This is a genomic window from Curtobacterium sp. Csp2 (assembly GCF_013347165.1).
The window spans coordinates 3,225,216-3,242,578 of the sequence record NZ_CP054593.1 but is presented as its reverse complement, the minus strand read 5'-3'; the positions used below and the strand labels follow the sequence as shown (position 1 = coordinate 3,242,578).

Annotated in this window: 19 protein-coding genes; 11 read left to right on the top strand and 8 right to left on the bottom strand. The window is 73.4% G+C overall.

Annotated features, from left to right (window positions below; all coding sequences use genetic code 11):
• Nucleotides 1–188 (top strand): GNAT family N-acetyltransferase (locus HUN59_RS15755; protein ID WP_174779529.1); only part of this gene is annotated, 188 nt, incomplete at its 5' end.
• 49 nt (nt 189–237) lie between these two features.
• Here HUN59_RS15755 and HUN59_RS15750 read toward each other — a convergent pair.
• A complete protein-coding gene (locus tag HUN59_RS15750; RefSeq protein WP_174778887.1) occupies nt 238–1,197 on the bottom strand; it encodes an EamA family transporter in 960 nt (319 codons plus the stop codon).
• Between the two features lie 36 nt (nt 1,198–1,233).
• Between HUN59_RS15750 and HUN59_RS15745 the strand changes: the two genes are divergently transcribed.
• The 6 genes from HUN59_RS15745 to HUN59_RS15720 all read left to right on the top strand — a co-directional run bounded on the left by HUN59_RS15745 (nt 1,234) and on the right by HUN59_RS15720 (nt 7,539).
• Entirely contained in the window at nt 1,234–2,358 is a 1,125-nt protein-coding gene (locus HUN59_RS15745; RefSeq protein ID WP_174778886.1) for a CPBP family intramembrane glutamic endopeptidase, read from the top strand.
• Nucleotides 2,359–2,367: 9 nt separating this feature from the next.
• Complete coding sequence (recQ, locus tag HUN59_RS15740; RefSeq protein ID WP_174778885.1) at nt 2,368–4,185, top strand: DNA helicase RecQ; 1,818 nt, start codon at nt 2,368–2,370, stop codon at nt 4,183–4,185.
• A gap of 136 nt (nt 4,186–4,321) precedes the next feature.
• Nucleotides 4,322–5,035 (top strand): lysophospholipid acyltransferase family protein, encoded by a 714-nt coding sequence (locus HUN59_RS15735; RefSeq protein WP_231050832.1) that lies wholly within the window; start codon nt 4,322–4,324, stop codon nt 5,033–5,035.
• A 121-nt stretch (nt 5,036–5,156) separates the two neighbouring features.
• A complete protein-coding gene (locus HUN59_RS15730) occupies nt 5,157–5,549 on the top strand; it encodes a hypothetical protein (protein WP_174778883.1) in 393 nt (130 codons plus the stop codon).
• A 406-nt stretch (nt 5,550–5,955) separates the two neighbouring features.
• Nucleotides 5,956–6,567 carry a M23 family metallopeptidase gene (locus tag HUN59_RS19515; protein WP_254630076.1) on the top strand — a complete coding sequence of 204 codons (612 nt, stop codon included), beginning with the start codon at nt 5,956–5,958 and terminating at the stop codon, nt 6,565–6,567.
• Nucleotides 6,568–6,690: 123 nt separating this feature from the next.
• Entirely contained in the window at nt 6,691–7,539 is an 849-nt protein-coding gene (locus tag HUN59_RS15720; protein ID WP_302690930.1) for an NAD(P)-dependent oxidoreductase, read from the top strand.
• A 60-nt stretch (nt 7,540–7,599) separates the two neighbouring features.
• Here the strand turns inward: HUN59_RS15720 and HUN59_RS15715 are convergent, their stop codons facing one another.
• Both HUN59_RS15715 and HUN59_RS15710 read right to left on the bottom strand, forming a co-directional pair.
• Nucleotides 7,600–7,821 (bottom strand): hypothetical protein, encoded by a 222-nt coding sequence (locus tag HUN59_RS15715; RefSeq protein WP_174778879.1) that lies wholly within the window; start codon nt 7,819–7,821, stop codon nt 7,600–7,602.
• Between the two features lie 9 nt (nt 7,822–7,830).
• Nucleotides 7,831–8,346 (bottom strand): MarR family winged helix-turn-helix transcriptional regulator, encoded by a 516-nt coding sequence (locus tag HUN59_RS15710; RefSeq protein WP_174778878.1) that lies wholly within the window; start codon nt 8,344–8,346, stop codon nt 7,831–7,833.
• Between the two features lie 176 nt (nt 8,347–8,522).
• On the opposite strand from HUN59_RS15710, the gene HUN59_RS15705 reads away from it, so the two are divergent.
• Nucleotides 8,523–9,416, top strand: a complete 894-nt coding sequence (locus tag HUN59_RS15705; RefSeq protein WP_174778877.1) for an alpha-E domain-containing protein — start codon at nt 8,523–8,525, stop codon at nt 9,414–9,416.
• 339 nt (nt 9,417–9,755) lie between these two features.
• Here the strand turns inward: HUN59_RS15705 and HUN59_RS15700 are convergent, their stop codons facing one another.
• From HUN59_RS15700 to HUN59_RS15680, 5 genes are all read right to left on the bottom strand, one after another.
• Entirely contained in the window at nt 9,756–11,102 is a 1,347-nt protein-coding gene (locus HUN59_RS15700; RefSeq protein WP_174778876.1) for an MFS transporter, read from the bottom strand.
• A complete protein-coding gene (locus HUN59_RS15695; RefSeq protein WP_174778875.1) occupies nt 11,099–11,518 on the bottom strand; it encodes a MarR family winged helix-turn-helix transcriptional regulator in 420 nt (139 codons plus the stop codon). The genes HUN59_RS15700 and HUN59_RS15695 overlap by 4 nt, the downstream gene beginning before the upstream one ends.
• Nucleotides 11,519–11,795: 277 nt before the next feature.
• Complete coding sequence (locus HUN59_RS15690; protein ID WP_174778874.1) at nt 11,796–12,737, bottom strand: acetamidase/formamidase family protein; 942 nt, start codon at nt 12,735–12,737, stop codon at nt 11,796–11,798.
• Nucleotides 12,738–12,781: 44 nt separating this feature from the next.
• Nucleotides 12,782–13,051, bottom strand: coding sequence for a hypothetical protein (locus HUN59_RS15685; RefSeq protein ID WP_174778873.1), 270 nt, complete (start codon nt 13,049–13,051; stop codon nt 12,782–12,784).
• A 9-nt stretch (nt 13,052–13,060) separates the two neighbouring features.
• Nucleotides 13,061–14,206, bottom strand: a complete 1,146-nt coding sequence (locus HUN59_RS15680) for an inorganic phosphate transporter (protein WP_174778872.1) — start codon at nt 14,204–14,206, stop codon at nt 13,061–13,063.
• Nucleotides 14,207–14,293: 87 nt separating this feature from the next.
• Here HUN59_RS15680 and HUN59_RS15675 point away from each other — a divergent pair, with 87 nt between their 5' ends.
• The 3 genes from HUN59_RS15675 to HUN59_RS15665 all read left to right on the top strand — a co-directional run bounded on the left by HUN59_RS15675 (nt 14,294) and on the right by HUN59_RS15665 (nt 17,217).
• A complete protein-coding gene (locus tag HUN59_RS15675; RefSeq protein ID WP_174778871.1) occupies nt 14,294–15,163 on the top strand; it encodes an alpha/beta hydrolase in 870 nt (289 codons plus the stop codon).
• A gap of 85 nt (nt 15,164–15,248) precedes the next feature.
• Nucleotides 15,249–16,298, top strand: a complete 1,050-nt coding sequence (locus tag HUN59_RS15670; protein ID WP_144802820.1) for a lipoate--protein ligase family protein — start codon at nt 15,249–15,251, stop codon at nt 16,296–16,298.
• Nucleotides 16,299–16,932: 634 nt separating this feature from the next.
• Nucleotides 16,933–17,217: an AEC family transporter gene (locus tag HUN59_RS15665; RefSeq protein ID WP_174778880.1), complete on the top strand. Its 285-nt coding sequence runs from the start codon at nt 16,933–16,935 to the stop codon at nt 17,215–17,217.
• Nucleotides 17,218–17,363: the final 146 nt, after the last annotated feature.

Genomic DNA, 17,363 nt, shown 5'->3' with positions numbered 1-17,363 from the left:
ACCAGGGCACCGGGCTCGGCCGCGCCTTCATGGCCGAGTTCGAACGGCTGCTGCTCGCGCGCGGATGCCCGAAGGTCAACGTCCAGGTGCGGGCCGGCAACGAGCGGGTGCTCGGGTTCTACGCCTCGCTCGGGTACGCCGAGGACCACGCGGTGTCGCTCGGCAAGCGCCTCGTCGCGGACGACTGACCCGCCGCACGCGAGCGCGAGCGCGAGCCCGAGCGCGACGGCGCCCGCCTCACGCGAGCGCGAGCCCGACGGCCGCCGCGAACGCGAGCCCGATCCCGCTCCACTGCACGGGCGTGAGGCGCTCCCGCAGCACCACACCCGCGAGCGCCACTGTGCCGATCGGGTAGAGCGCGTTGAGCACGCTCACCACGGGTAGCGTCGACGGGTCGTCCCCGGCGCGGAGCGCCGCCTGGATGCACACGTTCGCCAACGCGTCGAGCACCCCGCAGGCGACGACCGTCGCCACGACGCGACGCGACCACGCACCCGCGCGTGCCGACCTGCCCACGCGCACCGTGCCTCCAGTCCGTGCAGCAGCACCCACCGGACGCGACGCACCGACAGCGAGCGCCGCACCCGCCGGACCCGACGCACCGGACCGCACCGCGACCACCACCGCAGCCGCCCCGAGCAGCACCGTCTGCACCCCGCGCGCCACGAGCAGCGGCGCGACCCCCGACCCGTCCGGCGCCGCGTCGTAGGCGAGCACGATCCCACCGAACCCGCACCCCGCGACGGCTGCCGTGACCAGCCCGGCCGGGGTGACCCGCGCGCCGGAGGTGTCCCGCACCGCCGCGACGAGCACGACCGCGACGACCGCCACCACGAGCGCGACCCACGCCGTCGGCGACAGCGACGTGCCCCGGACCAGCGCGACGACCACGGGCACGACGGCCGCGAAGACGGCGGTCAGCGGCGACAGGACGCTCATCGGGCCGATCGCGAGCGCGCGGTAGAGCAGCAGCACCCCGACCCCGCCGGAGAGCCCCGCGACGAGCCCCCACCCGACGGCCGGACCGGACGGATCCGCGCCGACGAACGGGATGCCGAACGTGAGCGGCACCAGCCCGACCGCCGCGGCGGCCGCGGCGACCGTGACGGCGCGCAGCCGCCGGGCCGCGACGCCGCCCAGGAAGTCGGCGGCGCCGTAGACGACAGCACCGGTCAGGCCGAGCAGCACGGTGAGCACGGCTCCCATCCTGCCCGGCCCGGTAGCCTGCGCAGCGTGAGCGTTCCGTACCACCGCCTGCCCCGCGTCGACGCCCGTTGGCGGTGGTGGCGCCCGCTCGTCGCGCTGGCGGTCCTGGCCGGGTGGTACGTCGCGACGCAGGTGGTCCTGGCGGTCGCCTACTTCGTCCCGATCGGGGCGTCACAGGGTCCCGAGGGGCTGATGCGCTTCCAGCAGGACCTGGCCAGCGGTGCGCTCGACCCGACCGATCCGCTGATCCTGTCGCTGTCGCTGGTGTCCCTCGTCGTGCTGCTCCCCGGCATCCTGCTCGCGGTCAAGCTCGCGAAGCTCGGGCCGGCGAACGTCCTGTCGTCGACGCGCTTCCGGGTGCGCTGGCGCTGGACCGCGTGGTGCCTCCTGCCGACGCTCGTCATCGCGGTGATCATGTTCTCGGTCCAGACCATCGGCATGTTCACGTTCGACGGCGGGTTCGGCTGGGACCACGCTGCGATCGGGCAGTCGACCGTCTCGGTCAGCACGCTCACGCTGACGATCGTCCTGGTCGTGCTGCTCGTCCCGTTCCAGGGCGCGGCCGAGGAGTACGTCTTCCGCGGCTTCCTCATGCAGACGATCGGCTCGTGGATCCCGGTCCGCGTCGTCGGCACGGTGGTGGCGGTCGGCGTCTCGACCGTCGTGTTCGCGCTGCTGCACATCCCGAACGGCTACAACGTCTGGGGCATCCTCGACGTCGGCTCGTTCGGCCTCGTCGCCGCGATCATCGTGCTGCGCACCGGCGGCATGGAGGCGACGGTGCTCCAGCACGCCTTCAACAACATCATGATCTTCGTGCTGCAGGCGCCCGGCTGGTCGCGGATCGACCTGACGTCGCAGGACGCGCAGGGCACCGTGGGCGGATGGCTCGTGACGCTCGGCACCTCGCTCCTGTACTGGGGGATGGTCGAGGTGCTCGCGCGGTGGCGGAAGCTGGACCGGCGGTTCGCCGGTCACGAGGCGCCCCGGTTCCGGGGGACGCCGCCGGCCTTCGCAGGTGGGTCGCGCTGGTTCCGGCCAGGAGGCACGGGGTGGGCGGGCGCACCGGCCCGCGTCGACGACGCGGCCGGGCCCGGCGACCGCACGGGTGGCGCTGTGGACAGTGCGGTGGGTGTCGCCCGTCGGCCGTAGGCTCCTGGCATGAGTTCCACGCCCGCGTTGGACGTCCTGCACCGGGTCTGGGGGTACGACGCCTTCCGGGGCGAGCAGGCCGCCATCATCGACCAGGTGGTGGGCGGCGGCGACGCGCTCGTCCTGATGCCGACCGGCGGCGGCAAGTCGCTCTGCTACCAGGTGCCCGCGCTCGTGCGCGACGGGATCGGGGTCGTCGTCTCGCCGCTCATCGCCCTCATGCAGGACCAGGTCGACGCCCTCGCGGCGAACGGCGTGCAGGCGGCGTTCCTCAACTCGACGCAGGGACCCGACGAGCGCGCCCGGGTCGAGCGCGCGGCGGTGTCCGGGCAGGTCGACATGCTCTACCTCGCGCCCGAGCGGCTGCGGCTCGAGTCCACCCGCTCCCTGCTCGACCGCGCGCGGATCGCACTGTTCGCGATCGACGAGGCGCACTGCGTCGCCCAGTGGGGGCACGACTTCCGGCCGGACTACCTCGAGCTGAGCGTCCTGCACGAGCGCTGGCCGACGGTGCCGCGGATCGCCCTGACCGCCACCGCCACCCCGCAGACCCACCGCGAGATCTCCGCCCGCCTCGGCCTCGACGACGCCGCGCACTTCGTGGCCGACTTCGACCGACCGAACATCCAGTACCGGATCGAGCCGAAGACCGGGGCGCTCCAGCAGCTCCTGACCTTCATCCGCACCGAGCACAGCGGCGACGCGGGCATCGTGTACTGCCTGTCCCGGAACTCGGTCGAGCGCACCGCCGCGGCCCTCGCCGAGCAGGGCATCCCGGCGCTGCCGTACCACGCGGGCCTCGACGCGAAGGTCCGCGAGCGCAACCAGTCGACGTTCCTGCGCGAGGACGGCGTCGTCATGGTCGCGACGATCGCGTTCGGCATGGGCATCGACAAGCCCGACGTGCGGTTCGTGGCGCACCTGGACCTGCCGAAGTCGGTCGAGGGCTACTACCAGGAGACCGGTCGTGCCGGGCGGGACGGGCTGCCCTCGACCGCGTGGCTCGCGTACGGGCTGAACGACGTCGTGCAGCAGCGGCGGATGATCGACCAGTCCGAGGGCGATGCTGCACACCGCCGGCAGCTCAGCGCGCACCTCGACGCGATGCTCGCCCTGTGCGAGACGATCGAGTGCCGCCGGGTGCGGCTGCTCGCGTACTTCGGGCAGGAGTCGACGCCGTGCGGCAACTGCGACACGTGCATCGCACCGCCGGAGCCCTGGGACGGCACCGTCCCCGCGCAGAAGCTGCTGTCGACGGTCGTCCGTCTCGACCGGGAGCGCGGGCAGCGGTACGGCGTGGCGCACCTCGTCGACATCCTCGTCGGCAAGCAGTCACCGCGCGTGCAGGAGCTCCGGCACGACCAGCTCGCCACGTTCGGCATCGGCAGCGACCTGAGCGAGGGGGAGTGGCGCGCCGTCGCCCGGCAGCTCCTGGCGCAGGGCTACGCCGCGGTCTCCGGTGACGGGTTCGGCACCGTGGTGCTCAGCCCGACCAGTGCGGACGTCCTGAGCGGCCGCGTGCAGGTCCTGATGCGCCGCGACCCCGTGAAGTCCACGCGGTCGTCCCGCACCCGCCGCACGGTCGTGTCGGACATGCCGCGGGAGGCCGTCGGACTGTTCGAGGCCCTGCGTGCCTGGCGCGCCGGGCAGGCCCGCGAACAGGGAGTCCCCGCCTACGTGGTGTTCAACGACGCGACGCTCCGCGGCATCGCGGCGGTGAAGCCCGCCGACCAGGACGAGCTCGCCGAGATCTCCGGGGTCGGCACGGCGAAGCTCGAGCGGTACGGTCGTGCGGTGCTCGAGGTGGTCGCGGCGCACGCGGACTGAGCGGCGGGACCGGGGCCCGGCCGCACCGGTCGGGACACATTCCGTCGGCGGCATGCGGTTCCGCGGGTGCTCACTACACTCGGGTACTCGCCAACGAGGAGGTCCGGTGCCCGGTTCGACCAAGCTCGCCACGTCCATGAGCCGTGCCGTGGTGACGCCCCTCGCGCGGATGCTCTGGCGTCCGCGGATCATCGGCCGGAAGCACGTCCCGAAGCACGGACCGGTGATCCTCGCGAGCAACCACCGCTCGTTCATCGACTCCCCGGCGATCACGCTCATGGCGCCGCGGAAGGTGTCGTTCCTCGCCAAGCAGGAGTACTTCACCGGGACGGGTCTGCGCGGCGCGGTGTCCCGGGCGTTCTTCGGCGGCATCGGAGCGATCGGCGTCGAGCGCGGGGCGGGTGCCGCGGCGCAGCACGCCCTCGACCTCGGGCTCGAACGGCTCGAGGCGGGCGAGGCCTTCGCGATCTACCCCGAGGGCACCCGGTCCCTCGACGGGCGGCTCTACAAGGGCCGCACGGGCGTGGCCTGGCTCGCGTTGACGAGCGGTGCCCCTGTGGTGCCCGTCGCCCTGACGGGGACCGAGCACGTGCAGCCCGTGGGCTCGCGCATCCCGAAGCTCGCGAAGGTGACCATCGAGTTCGGTGAGCCGATGGACCTGTCCTCGTTCGGCGACGCTTCGTCCGGTCGGGCGCGACGGCACGCCACGGATGCGGTGATGGCGGCGATCCAGGCCCTGAGCGGCCAGGAGCCGGCGAACGCGTACAACAACCCGCCCGCCACGATCGTCGAGCGGGTCAAGCAGGTGCTGCGCCGGGACGACCCGACGCAGGCCGTCGAGCCGGACTGACCCAGAACGCCTATTGCACATCTGGAATATCAGTGGTTCAATCGGTCCGTGCCCGAGCGGCACGTGACCGAGCGGCCCGACAGGAACGGGCCGCGCCGACCCTGACCAGAAGGCACGCAGCATGTCCTCCACCCCGCTCTTCGACGCCGTCTCCCGTCGGACGTCCGCACCCGCAGTCTCCGCACCCGTGGTCCGCGCCGCGGCAGCTCCCGCGCCTGCAGCACCCGCCCCCGCGGCTCGTGCGTCCGCCCCGCTCGCGACCGCGCCCGTCCCGTCGTCCCCGCTGTCGGCGCCCGTCCCGCCGCAGGCGTCGGCGCTCGTGCCGGCCGCGCTCGTGGCCGCGATCGACGAGATCCCCGCTCGACTCGGTAGCGCGCTCGTCGCCGAGCACGCGGTGTCGTCCGAGCAGCTCGCCCTCGTCGAGGCCGTCGCCGACGCGATCACCCGTGCGGTCGTCGACGCCGTCGTCGGTGAGCTCGACCGGATCACCCGCGACGGCGTCGTCCGCGCCTGACCCTGGCTGCGCGATGACCGCACCGGACCCCGTCCTCCGCCCGCGAGCCGCCGCACGGCACGCCGCCGGCGCCCGACGATCCCGGTCGGTGCGTCCCGGCCCCACGACCACCGGCGCGGCAGTCCCCCCTGCTGCCGCCCCGGTCTCCCTCCGGGCGTCCCCGCGACGCCCCTCGACCACCGGGGCGGCGGTCCCCCCTGCCGCCGTCCCGGTGCCACTCCCGCAGGCGGCTCGTCCGTTCTCCTCGTCCTCGGCTTCGTCCTCGTCGAGTCGGCGTGCCGCGCTCGCCCGCGAGCGGTCCGTCACCAGGCGCCGTGCCCCACGGGTCCGACGCCCCGCTGCTGATCCGGCGCGGGCACTGCTCGGCGTCGTCGTCCGCCCGACGTCCACCGTGCCCCGGTTGTCCGTGACGGCCGCCGCCCTGTCCGCCTGTCTCGTCGTCTCGGTGTCCACCCCGGCGCAGGCGGTGGACCCGACCCCTCCGGCGGCCGCCAGACCCCACGGCACCGCCCAGTGGTACGCCGTCGCAGCCGGATCGGACCCCGACGTGCAGCGCGACGGCTTCTCGATCCGCGACGACTTCCGGCGTGGGCCGCGCATCAGCTCCGACGTCACGGTGGTCCGACCGGTCGACGGCACGGTCCCCACCGCCGGGGGCTTCGGCGGTCGCCACGTCGACGGGTGCAGCGCGTGCTCGACGGACCACCACGGACTCGACTTCGCCGCCCGCGCCGGGACGCCGGCCCTCGCGGTGATGTCCGGCACGGTGGCGTCGGCCGGGGTCCTCGGCGGGTACGGCAACCAGGTGCTGCTCCGTCACCCGGACGGCACCGAGACGCGGTACGCGCACCTGTCCCGCATCGACGTGGTGGTCGGGCGCCGGGTCGCGGTCGGCGAACCGGTCGGCGCCGTCGGCAGCACCGGCATCTCGACCGGAGCGCACCTGCACTTCGAGGTCATCCTCGGCGGTGTCCCGGTCGACCCCGCACCGTGGCTCGCTGCCCGCGGGGTGCTCTGACCCGGGCTGCCCGGCGCCCGCGCCCGCGGCCGTGGGCTGTACGGACTGACCGGGACCCGCCCGCACCCGGGGCGTAGCGTCGGACGGAGGACGGCACGGCGTCGTCCGAGGACGGAGACGCACGTGCGCGTGACGGTGTTGGGCACAGGGACGATGGGGGCAGGGGTCGCGCGGTCGCTGCTCCGCGAGGGACACGACGTCACGGTCTGGAACCGCAACGCCGACCGTGCCGCACCGCTCGCCGACGACGGCGCCACGGTCGAGCGCGACGCGTCCGCCGCGCTGGCGGAGGCCGAGGTCGTCCTCCTGACGCTGTTCGACACCGACGCGGTGGTCGACGTGCTCGAGGCCGCAGCCGGGGATGCTCCGACCGACGCTGTGTGGGTGCAGGCCTCGACCATCGGGGTCGCGGGTACCGAGACCGTCGTGCAGCTCGCCGGCAAGTACGGCATCACCCTCGTCGAGGCGATGATGCTCGGGACGAAGGGCCCGGCGGAGCAGGGCAAGCTCACCATGCTCGCCGCGGGCCCCTCGGCGACGGTCGACCGGATCGACCCGGTGCTCGACGCGATCGGCGCGAAGACCGTCCGGGCCGGCGAGCGGGTCGGCGACGGCACCGCGCTCAAGCTCGCCGCGAACGCCTGGGTCGCCGCGATCACGGCGGCGACCGGCCAGTCCCTCGCCATCGCCCGCGCGCTCGGACTCGACCCGCACCTGTTCCTCGACGCGATCGAGGGCACCGCGAGCGACTCGCCCTACGCGCACACGAAGGGCGAGGCCATGCTGTCGGGGGAGTTCGCGCCGCAGTTCGCGCTCGACGGGATCCGCAAGGACATCGGGCTCATCCGTGACGCCGCGCGGGACGCCGGGGTCTCGACGGAGCTGCTCGACGGCATCGACCGGGTCTACGCGCAGGCGAGCGCGGACGGGCACGGCGGCGACGACATCGCGGCGGTCGGCACCGCGTTCTGACGCAGGTCAGGGTCAGGGCTGGCGCCACCAGGTCGGGTCGCCGTGGCCGGCGCCAGCCCGTCAGGGCCGGCGGAGCCAGCGCCGCAGCGCGCCGGTGAGCCGACCCACGGCCTCGTCGTTCATCGTGTTCGCGAGGTCGAAGGCCTCGCGCGCCGGGTCGGCCCCGGCCTGGATGCGCCGGAGGGCGGCGTCCGCGCGGGCACGGGCGTCGAGCTCCGCGAGGGGCATGTCGTCCTCGGGGTCGTGCGCCGGCACCGCCGTGGGGTCGTCGGTCGCACGCATGCCGTCAGGCTACGCGGACCGCTCGTCCTCGTCATCGTCCTGGTCGACGACACGGGCCATCTCCTCGAGGAACGCGACCACGACGCCCATCTCCGACTGGGGCAGGTGCTCGGCGACCTCGAGCGTGCGGGTGTCGAGCTCGTCGATGACCTGCAGCACCTGCCGCATCGAGCCGCCGGATGCGGTGAGGATGACCCCGCGGCGGTCGTGCGGGTCGGCGTGCCGCTCGACGTGTCCGCTGCGGACGAGTCGGTCGACGAGCGCCGACGTCGACGCCGGCGTGATCTCGAGTCGGTCGGCCAGCTCCTTCGAGTTCACCGCGCGGCCGGTGGTCTCGGCGTCGAGCAGGATGCGCAGCGCGAGCAGGGCGTTCTCGCCGATGCCGAGCGCCTCGCGTGCCCGTCGCTGGGCAGCGCTCTCGGCGCTCCGGTACCTGCGGAGCGCATTGAGTACGTCCACCGCGTCGACCCTGGAACCCTTGCCATACCAGAAGCCCGTGGTGGTGTCCGTCACCTCGGTCGTCATGAGGACAATGCTAGACGCTCTAGTTAGATTGTCTAGCGAGTGCGCGGGAACCGATGCACTTCCCAGCGACCCGGTGGCCGCTCTGCGCGCTCCGCGACCGGTGCAACACCGGTGACCCGCGCCCGTAACACCAGCGCAACGACCCCTCAGTAGGTTCACCCCATGCAGGAGCCGACGTGCTGAGCCGACTCGCGGGGAGCGTGTTCCGTGTCGGGACCGCGGTCGAGCGTGCCGACGTCGTCGCCCGGATGCTCGAGGTGTACGTCGTCCGCCCGGACGTCGTCGCCGCGGGGGAGGACCCGGCGGTCGCGTCGGCGCTGCGCGCGGTGCTCGGCGCCCAGGGCCCGGGACGGTCCGGACGGGCCGCGACGATCGAGTCGCTCGCGCTCGACCGTCACGAGCCGGCCTCCGTCGCGTCCGCGGTCGCGGTGGCCCGGGACGACGCCCGCCGGGCCCGCGAGGTCGTCCCCACGGAGCTCTGGGACTGCCTCGACGTCACCCGGTCCCGGATGCCGCGGAAGGTGTCGGTCGAACGAGCGCACGAGTTCCTGGCGTGGGTCCGAGAGCGGAGCGCCCTGGCCGTCGGGGTCGTCGAGGGCGACGCGAGCCGTGACGAGGTGTGGGAGTTCTTCACGCTCGGCCGGTCGCTCCTGCGCTGCGGGGCCACCGCGCGGCTCCTCGCCTCGGACCTCGTCGACACCGCTGCGCCGCACTCCTGGGCGACCGCGCTGCGGGCCTGCGGCGCGGTCGAGGCCTTCCGTCGCGGCCGTGACCACCGTGCGACGGATCCGGCGAGCGTCGCGGGCTTCCTGCTCCGGGACGGACACAGTCCGCGGTCGCTCGCGTTCCTCGCGCAGCGGGCGGACGACTGCCTGGCCGACGTCGCGCCCGCCTACGTCGCGGACGAGGTCGAGGCCTTCCGCCGGGCTCGCGCCGCGCTCGAGCACCCCGACCCCGAGCAGCCCGACGCGTGGCCGCGCACGGTGACGGCGCGTCTCGCCGCGGCGGTCGACGCCGTGGTAGCGGCCCTCGACGAGCGCGTGTTCGCGGCCGCCGTCGCGGCGCGCTGACCGCCGCGCCGCTCACCCGTCGCTCCGCGAGCGGGCCACTTCTGTCACGCTCGGCGCCCGAAGGCGACCGGTTCCGCCCGCTCGGCGGACGACGGGCGGCGTTTCCTGCCCGCTCGCTGCGCGACCGGCTGGGGTGGGGCCGGGTGGCGGCGGCCTGGAGGCACGGTGCGGGCCCACCACGCGCCTCCCGTCCGCCCTCTCCCGCTGCTCCGTCACCGCACCGCGAGCGGGCCACTTCTGTCACGCTCGGCGCCCTTGAGCGACCGGTTCCGCCCGCTCGGCGGACGACGGCCGGCGCGTCCTGCCCGCTCGGACTCGGGCCCCGCACCAGCCCACGGGTCAGACGGCGCTCGAGCGGTCCGCGACCGCCTCGTCGCGCTCCAGGTCGCGCCGGATCGCGGCGCGGGACGCGCGCATCCCGACCACGGGGATCGCGTGCGTGATAGCGAGGTGCAGGCGGTTGTCGGCGTCGTACCGGACCCGGAAGCGTTCCCACCGGACGAGCCACACGAGGGCGATCGCCAGCGCGACGAACCCGGACGCGGCACCGACGACGATCGCCCACCGCGGTCCCCATGCGTCCGCCACGGCGCCGACGATCGGTGCGCCGATGGGGGTGCCGCCCGCAAAGATCGCCATGTAGAGCGCCATCACGCGGCCGCGCATCGCCGGCTTCGTGGTGGTCTGGACGAGGGCGTTCGCGGTCGTCATGAACGTCAGCGAGGCGAGGCCGACGAACACCAGCACGACGGCGAACGACCAGTAGGTCGGAGCGAGGGCGGCCGCGGTGCACGCGAGCCCGAACCCGGCCGAGGCGATCACGAGCGTGCGCATCCTCGGGCGGTCCCGCCGGGCGGACAGGAGCGCACCGGCGACCGAGCCGATCGCCATCACCGAGTTGAGCAGGCCGAACTCACCGGCGCCCTTGCCGAACTCGACGCGCGCCATCGTCGAGGTGAAGATCGGGAAGTTCACGCCGAACGTACCGACGACGAAGATCATGCAGAGCACGACGATGATGTCCGGCCGGGTCCGGACGTACCGGAAGCCCGCCACGATCTGGCCCTTGCCGCGCCCTGCACGAGGTCGGTCGGCGAGCTGTGCGGGGTCGACGAAGCGCAGCGCGACGAGGACCGCCAGGAACGAGCCGGCGTTGATGACGAACACCCATCCCGAGCCGATCGCGGCGATGAGCACGCCCGCGACCGCGGGGCCGATCAGCCGTGCGGCGTTGAACGAGGCGGAGTTCAGCGCGACGGCGTTCGCCACGTGCTCGCCCTGCACCACGTCGGACACGAAGGCCTGTCGGATCGGGGTGTCGAACGCGGCGACGATGCCGAGCGCGAGCGCGAAGCCGTACAGCGACCAGAGCGTGGCGGTGTGGGTGAGGACCATGACGCCGAGTCCCAGGCCGAGTGCCCCCATCAGGCCCTGGGTGAGCATGAGCATCTTCCGCCGGTCGAAACGGTCGGCCACGAGTCCGGTGAACGGCAGGAGGAGCAGCTGCGGACCGAACTGCAGGGCCATCGTGATGCCGACCGCGACGGCGTCGTTGTCGGAGAGTTCGGTGAGCACGATCCAGTCCTGCGCGGTGCGCTGCATCCACGTGCCGACGTTGGACACGAGCGCGCCGGCGAACCAGATGCGGTAGTTGCGGGCGGACAGGGAACGGAACATGGCGGTCACTGCTGGGCCAGCCTCCTCATGACGTCGGTGGCGGCGGCCAGGGTGCGGCGTTCGTCGGGGGTGAGGGCGCCGAGCCTCGGAGTGAGCCAGTCGTCGCGGCGGCGCCGGGTCTCCTCCACGAAGGCGGACCCAGCCGCGGTGGCCGAGAGCAGCACCTTGCGGCGGTCGTCGCCGTGGCCGCACTTCGACACGAGGCCCCGTTCGACGAGCGCAGCGACGGACTTCGTCATCGACGGGGGTGTCACCCCGTCCTGGCGGCTCAGCTCGGCGAGGGTCATCGCGCCCTCGCGGTGCAGCCGGGCGAGTGCGGAGAAGTGCGCGTCCGGCATGCTCGCGTCGGCCTTCTGCGCGCGGAGCGTCCGCGACAGCCGGTTCACGGCGATGCGGAGGTCGGTGGCGAGGGAGGAATCGGGCACGGCCGTTAGCCTACCTCATTAGTTCAGCGAACGAACTGGTTGCCCTGAGGTCGATCCGCGCGTGGGGTGCCGTTCCGCCCATCGGAGGACGAGTCGCGCATCGGACGTCGGAACTTCTGCCACCCAACGCGCGGATCGGTCTCCCATGACAGGTGCGATGGGCTCGAATCGCCGGACTGGAGGCACGGGTCGGGTGAGCGGGTCCGCCGACCTGACCCGCGCCTCCCGTCCGACCGTGTGGTGACGGACGCGCCGTCAGCGCTTGTCGGGCGCGCCGTCAGCGAGCGTCCGGACCGGTGATCGCGTCGTGGGGGAGCAGGGCGTGCACACCCCAGGTGCGGTTCGCGACCTGGGTCACCCGCAGGCTCACGGCGACGCTCGCCATCGCGAGCGCCTGGGCGCGGGAGATGTCGTACAGCCCGGCGATCCAGTCGACCATCCCGTCGAGCGCCGTCGTCGTCGCGGCGTTCAGGTCCGCGTCGAACCCGAAGGTGATCCGTCCAGCGGGGGTGTCCGCGTGGATGCCGGCGACCGGGACCTCGTCGACGAGCGACAGCGTCATCGTGGTCGTCATCCCGCACTCGACCGCGGTGCCGGACACCTCGCCGTCGCCCTGCGCGGCATGGCCGTCGCCGACGGACAGCATCGCGTCCGGCACGGTGACCGGCAGGAACAGCGTCGACCCGGCGACGAGCTCGCGGCAGTCGACGTTGCCGCCGCCGAGGGGCCGCGGCGGGATCGTGGAGTGCTCCCCGGTCGCTTCCGGCGGGAGCCCCACGACGCCGAGGAACGGCGCCGTGCGGACGCCGAGCCCCAGCTGGTTGCGTGCGGTGCCCGCGGCGGCGTCGACGTCCCAGAGCAGGGGACCGCGGGACGCCGGGTCCGCGAGCCCGAGCGCCCGGTTCAGTTCCGTGTCGACCCCACCGGACCCGGTGTAGCCCCAGTCGTCCGGCACGAGCGCGTCGAACCGCACGGCCAGGACCTGTCCGGGGCGGGCGCCCGTCACCGCGATCGGGCCGACCAGGCAGTGCCCGCGGCGTCCGTCGAGCAGGGTCGGTGCGTCGGCGCCGGGCGACGGGAGTCGCTCCGTCCAGCCGGCGGCGCTCAGCGTCCGGACGGTCACGGTGTCGCCGTCCGCGACGCGGAGCACGGGGGCGCGCTCGGCGGTCAGGACGTCGACGGCGGTGTCGAGCGAGGCATCGAGGCGGTGGGAGGTCACCGGACGATCCTCCCAGCCGCCCCGCCCCAGTGGACTCAGCGGACTCAGTGGAACTGCGGGATGGTCAGCCAGATCCCGTAGAGGACGGCAGCGGTGCACACCGCGAAGCAGACCACGGCGCCGGCGAGGGCGGCCGGTGGTGTGTGCCCGGACCGCGGGGTCTCGTCGCGGTACTCGGTGCGCTCGCCGGCGGCGTCGACGGGCTGCCCGGTCCCGAGCAGTCGCAGGCCGAGCGTGTAGACGAGCACGATGCCGACCGCGGCGACGAACCCGACGCCGGCGACGATTCCGATGCTGCTGAGGTCGATGGACACGGTCGCTCCCTAGGCCGACACCGAGGCGGAAGCGGGTTCCGTCGGCTGCTCGTCGTTCACGGTGTCCTTCGTGATCGGCTTCCGCCGCGCGAGGAAGAAGAAGCCGAGGCCCCCGACCAGGGCGAGCACCGCGACGACCACCAGGCCGATCGTGCTCGTCGAGGCCACCAGGGTCGCCAGGGCACCGACGACCGCGGCGGCGGGGAGCGTGATCACCCACGCCACGACGATCCGGCCGACCACCGACCAGTGCACGTCGGCGAGCTTCTTGCCGAGGCCGGAGCCGATGACCGAGCCGCTCGTGACGTGCGTCGTCGAGAGCGCGAACCCGAGGTGCGACGACACCAGGATCGTCGCCGCGGAGCTCGTCTCGGCCGCGAAGCCCTGCGGTGACTGCACGTCGGAGATCTTCTTGCCGACCGTGCGCATGATCCGCCAGCCGCCCGTGTAGGTGCCGAGGCCGATCGCCAACCCGCACGCCAGGATCACCCAGAGCGCCGGACCGGTGCCGGACGGCTGGTAGTTCGCGGCGACCAGGGTCAGCGTGATGACGCCCATCGTCTTCTGCGCGTCGTTCGTGCCGTGCGCGAGCGACACCAGCGACGCCGAGATCGTCTGCCCGTGCCGGAAGCCCGTGGCGGCGCCGTGCGTGGTCGCGTTCCTCGTGAGCGTGTACGCCAGGTACGTCGCGACGAGGGCGATCGCCCCCGCGATCACGGGCGACAGGAGCGCCGGCAGCACGACCTTCGACACGACGGTGGCCCAGTCGACCGCGTGCAGCCCGGCGCCGATGATCGACGCGCCGATGAGCCCGCCGAACAGGGCGTGTGTCGACGACGACGGTAGCCCGAAGTACCAGGTGGCGAGGTTCCAGAGCACCGCGCCGACGAGTCCCGCGAAGATCATGGTCGGGCTGATCTGGATGCCGTCCTGGCCCTCGCGGATGATGCCCTGCGAGACCGTCTTCGCGACCTCGGTGGACAGGAAGGCGCCGACCACGTTCAGGACGGCGGAGATGAGCACGGCGGTCCGGGGCTTCAGGGCTCCGGTGGCGACCGAGGTGGCCATGGCGTTCGCGGTGTCGTGGAAGCCGTTCGTGAAGTCGAACACGAGGGCCACCACGATCACCAGCACGACGGTGACGAGGACGTCCATGGCGGTGACGGTAGGCCCGCCGGGGACCCGCTGCGTGAACGCCGGGTGAACACGCTCGGGGTGCGCGCTGTCTGCGAGGATGCACCCGTGCCGACCTTCTCCGCAGCCCGGGGCGACGCCTCGTTCACCGACGCGCACGGCGTCGAGATCGTCTACTCCACGTGGCGTGCGGGACGGCCGCGGGGCATCGTGCAGATCGCGCACGGCGTCGGCGAGCACTCGCTCCGGTACGAGGCGCTCGCGCAGGACCTCGTCCGCGCCGGGTGGACCGTGCACGCGAACGATCACCGCGGGCACGGCCGCACGGGCCTGGGGCAGTGGGACGGCGACCACGCACAGCTCGGCCGGCTCGGACCCGGTGGGCTGCGGGCCGCGATCGCCGCGGTCGAGCAGATGACCGCGGTCGCGCGCGAGCAGGACCCTGGTCTGCCGCTCGTGCTGCTCGGGCACTCGTGGGGCTCCCTCATGGCGCAGCGGATCGTGAACACCTCGTCCGCCGCGTACGACGGGGTGGTGCTCTCCGCCACGGCGTACCGCCTGCCCGGCTGGATGAACAGCGGCGACCTGAACGCCCGGCACGCGGGCTCCGGCCCGACGCGCTACGAGTGGATCAGCCGCGACCGGGCGATCATCGAGGCGATCGCGGCGGACCCGCTCGCGGTCGAGGCGGACGTGCTGAAGCTCTTCGGCCTCCGGGACACCCTCCGGCTGCTCGGGGTCCCGCGGCGCCGCATCCCGCACGACCTGCCGATGCTGCTGCAGGTCGGGTCCGAGGACACGCTCGGCGGCCCCCGCTCCGTCGAGCGGCTCGCGCAGGCGTACCGCCGCCGCGGCGGGCTGTCGGACGTGCAGGTGCACGTCTACGAGGGGGCGCGGCACGAGGTCTACAACGAGACGAACCGGGACGAGGTGGTCGCCGACCTGGTCGCGTGGCTCGACCGGCACGTGGGTCGCTGACGCGACGCCGATGACGGATTGGAGGATCGTGGCGGGGCCCGCCACGATCCTCCAGTCCGACTCGTGGCGGGCGTAGGCTCGACCCGTGCACGGTGAGTACAAGGTCCCCGGAGGCAAGCTGGTCGTCGTCGACCTCGAGGTCGTCGACGGGAGCATCCAGGAGTTCCGCCTGGCGGGCGACTTCTTCCTCGAACCCGACGACGCCCTCCCGCTGATCGACCAGGCCGTCACCGGTCTGCCCGCGACCACCGACGCGGCCGGCATCGCCGCCGCGGTCCGCGGCGCGCTGCCCGAGGACGCCGTCCTGCTCGGCTTCACGCCCGAGTCCGTGGGTGTGGCCGTCCGACGCGCGCTCTCACGGGCCTCGACGTGGCAGGAGTACGACTGGGAGATCGTCCACGAGGGACCGATCAGCCCGAACGAGCACCTCGCGCTCGACCAGGTCCTGACCGAGGAGGTCGGCGCCGGACGCCGCGGCCCGACCCTGCGCATCTGGGAGTGGGACCAGCCCGCGGTCGTGATCGGGTCGTTCCAGTCCCTCAAGAACGAGGTCGACCCCGCCGGCGCCGAGAAGTACGGCGTGCAGGTCGTCCGACGGATCTCCGGCGGCGGGGCGATGTTCATGGACGCCGGCGCGATCATCTCGTACTCGCTCTACGTCCCGACCGACCTGGTGCAGGGCATGACCTTCGCGGATTCGTACGCCTACCTGGACGAGTGGGTGATCGAAGCGCTGAAGTCGCTCGGCATCGAGGCGTACTACCAGCCGCTCAACGACATCACCTCGACGAAGGGCAAGATCGGCGGGGCGGCGCAGAAGCGCCTCGGCACCGGTGCGCTGCTCCACCACGCCACGATGAGCTACGACATGGACGGCCAGAAGATGGTCGAGGTCCTGCGGATCGGGCGCGAGAAGATGAGCGACAAGGGCACGACCTCGGCGGCGAAGCGGGTCGACCCGCTTCGCTCGCAGACCGGGCTGACGCGCGCCGAGATCATCGACCGGTTGATCGGCACCTTCACGAAGCTGTACGGGGCGCACGAGGGACACGTGACCGAGGCCGAGCGGGCCCGGGCGCAGGAGCTCGTGCGCACGAAGTTCGACACGCGAGAGTGGCTCGAGCGCGTGCCCTGAGCGCGCGTGGGTCGGCGGGCCGGGCCGGGGCCGACGGTCCCGTGTCGGCGGGCCGGTGCCAGGCGGGCAGGGTCGGCCGCGTTCGGCCTGGTTCACTGCCCGGTGCCGCCGGTGCCGCCGGTGCCGCCGGTGCCGCCGGTGATCCCGGGGCGTCCGCCGCGGGTGCCGAAGGCCTGCCCCTCGGAGACGCGGGACGCGGTCAGTGATCCCGACGAGGAGCCCGGGGTCCCGACGGCCGTGACGCGCTCGCCGGCCTTGAGGGCCGAGACCGAGCTGCTCTGGGTCGTCGTGACCGTCGCGGACGAGGGGACCGTGACGGTCTCCTTCGTGCCCTGCTGGGTCGTGATCGTGAGGGTCGACCCGTCGACCGACGTGATGGTCCCGGCGACGAAGCCGGCGCCGGCGGTCCCGCCCTGGCCGGTTCGGCCTTGGCCCGCTTGGCCCAGGCCCAGGCCCAGGCCCTGGCCTTGGCCGATGCCTGCTCGGCCGAACTGGCCGGTGCCGGTGCCGGTGCCTGCGGCCGAGGCCGTCTGCTTGCCGATCGCGATGCCGCCGACGAGTCCGGCGACGAGGGCGACGAGGAGCGCCAGGGTGGGGACGATCCACCGGAGCGGGGATCGCGGGGCCGCCGACGGTGGCGGAGGGACGGCGGGTCCGGGCGGACGTGCTCGTGGCCGCCGGGCTGAAGCTCGTGGTGATGCCGCTCGTGGCGTTCGTGGTCGCCCGGTTCGTGTTCCGGCTCGACGAGCAGGACGTGTTCGTGCTCACGACGCTCGGGGCCCTGCCGGCGGCGCAGAACGTCTTCAACTACGCGCAGCGGTACCAGGCGGCGGTCCCGGTCGCGCGGGACGTCGTGCTCGTCTCGACGATCGGTGCGGTGCCGGTGCTCGTCGTGGTCGCGGCGGTGCTGCACCCGTAGCGGGCGCGCCCGGGCGGCGGCGCCGAGGGGGCCACATGTGGCCCCCTCCCCGGCTCTTATACACATCCCCGAGCCCACGAGACCCCCTAGCATACCGGATGCCCTCTTCCGCTTGGAAAAAAAAACCACTCCCGCCTCACGACCTC

What these genes read in the sequence shown, in the direction of transcription:
- HUN59_RS15680 (WP_174778872.1), bottom strand. Translation starts at nt 14,206, where the DNA reads ATGGACGTCCTCGTCACCGTCGTGCTGGTGATCGTGGTGGCCCTCGTG.
- HUN59_RS15715 (WP_174778879.1), bottom strand. Translation starts at nt 7,821, where the DNA reads ATGCGTGCGACCGACGACCCCACGGCGGTGCCGGCGCACGACCCCGAG.
- recQ (WP_174778885.1), top strand. Translation starts at nt 2,368, where the DNA reads ATGAGTTCCACGCCCGCGTTGGACGTCCTGCACCGGGTCTGGGGGTAC.
- HUN59_RS15710 (WP_174778878.1), bottom strand. Translation starts at nt 8,346, where the DNA reads ATGACGACCGAGGTGACGGACACCACCACGGGCTTCTGGTATGGCAAG.
- HUN59_RS15735 (WP_231050832.1), top strand. Translation starts at nt 4,322, where the DNA reads ATGAGCCGTGCCGTGGTGACGCCCCTCGCGCGGATGCTCTGGCGTCCG.
- HUN59_RS15730 (WP_174778883.1), top strand. Translation starts at nt 5,157, where the DNA reads ATGTCCTCCACCCCGCTCTTCGACGCCGTCTCCCGTCGGACGTCCGCA.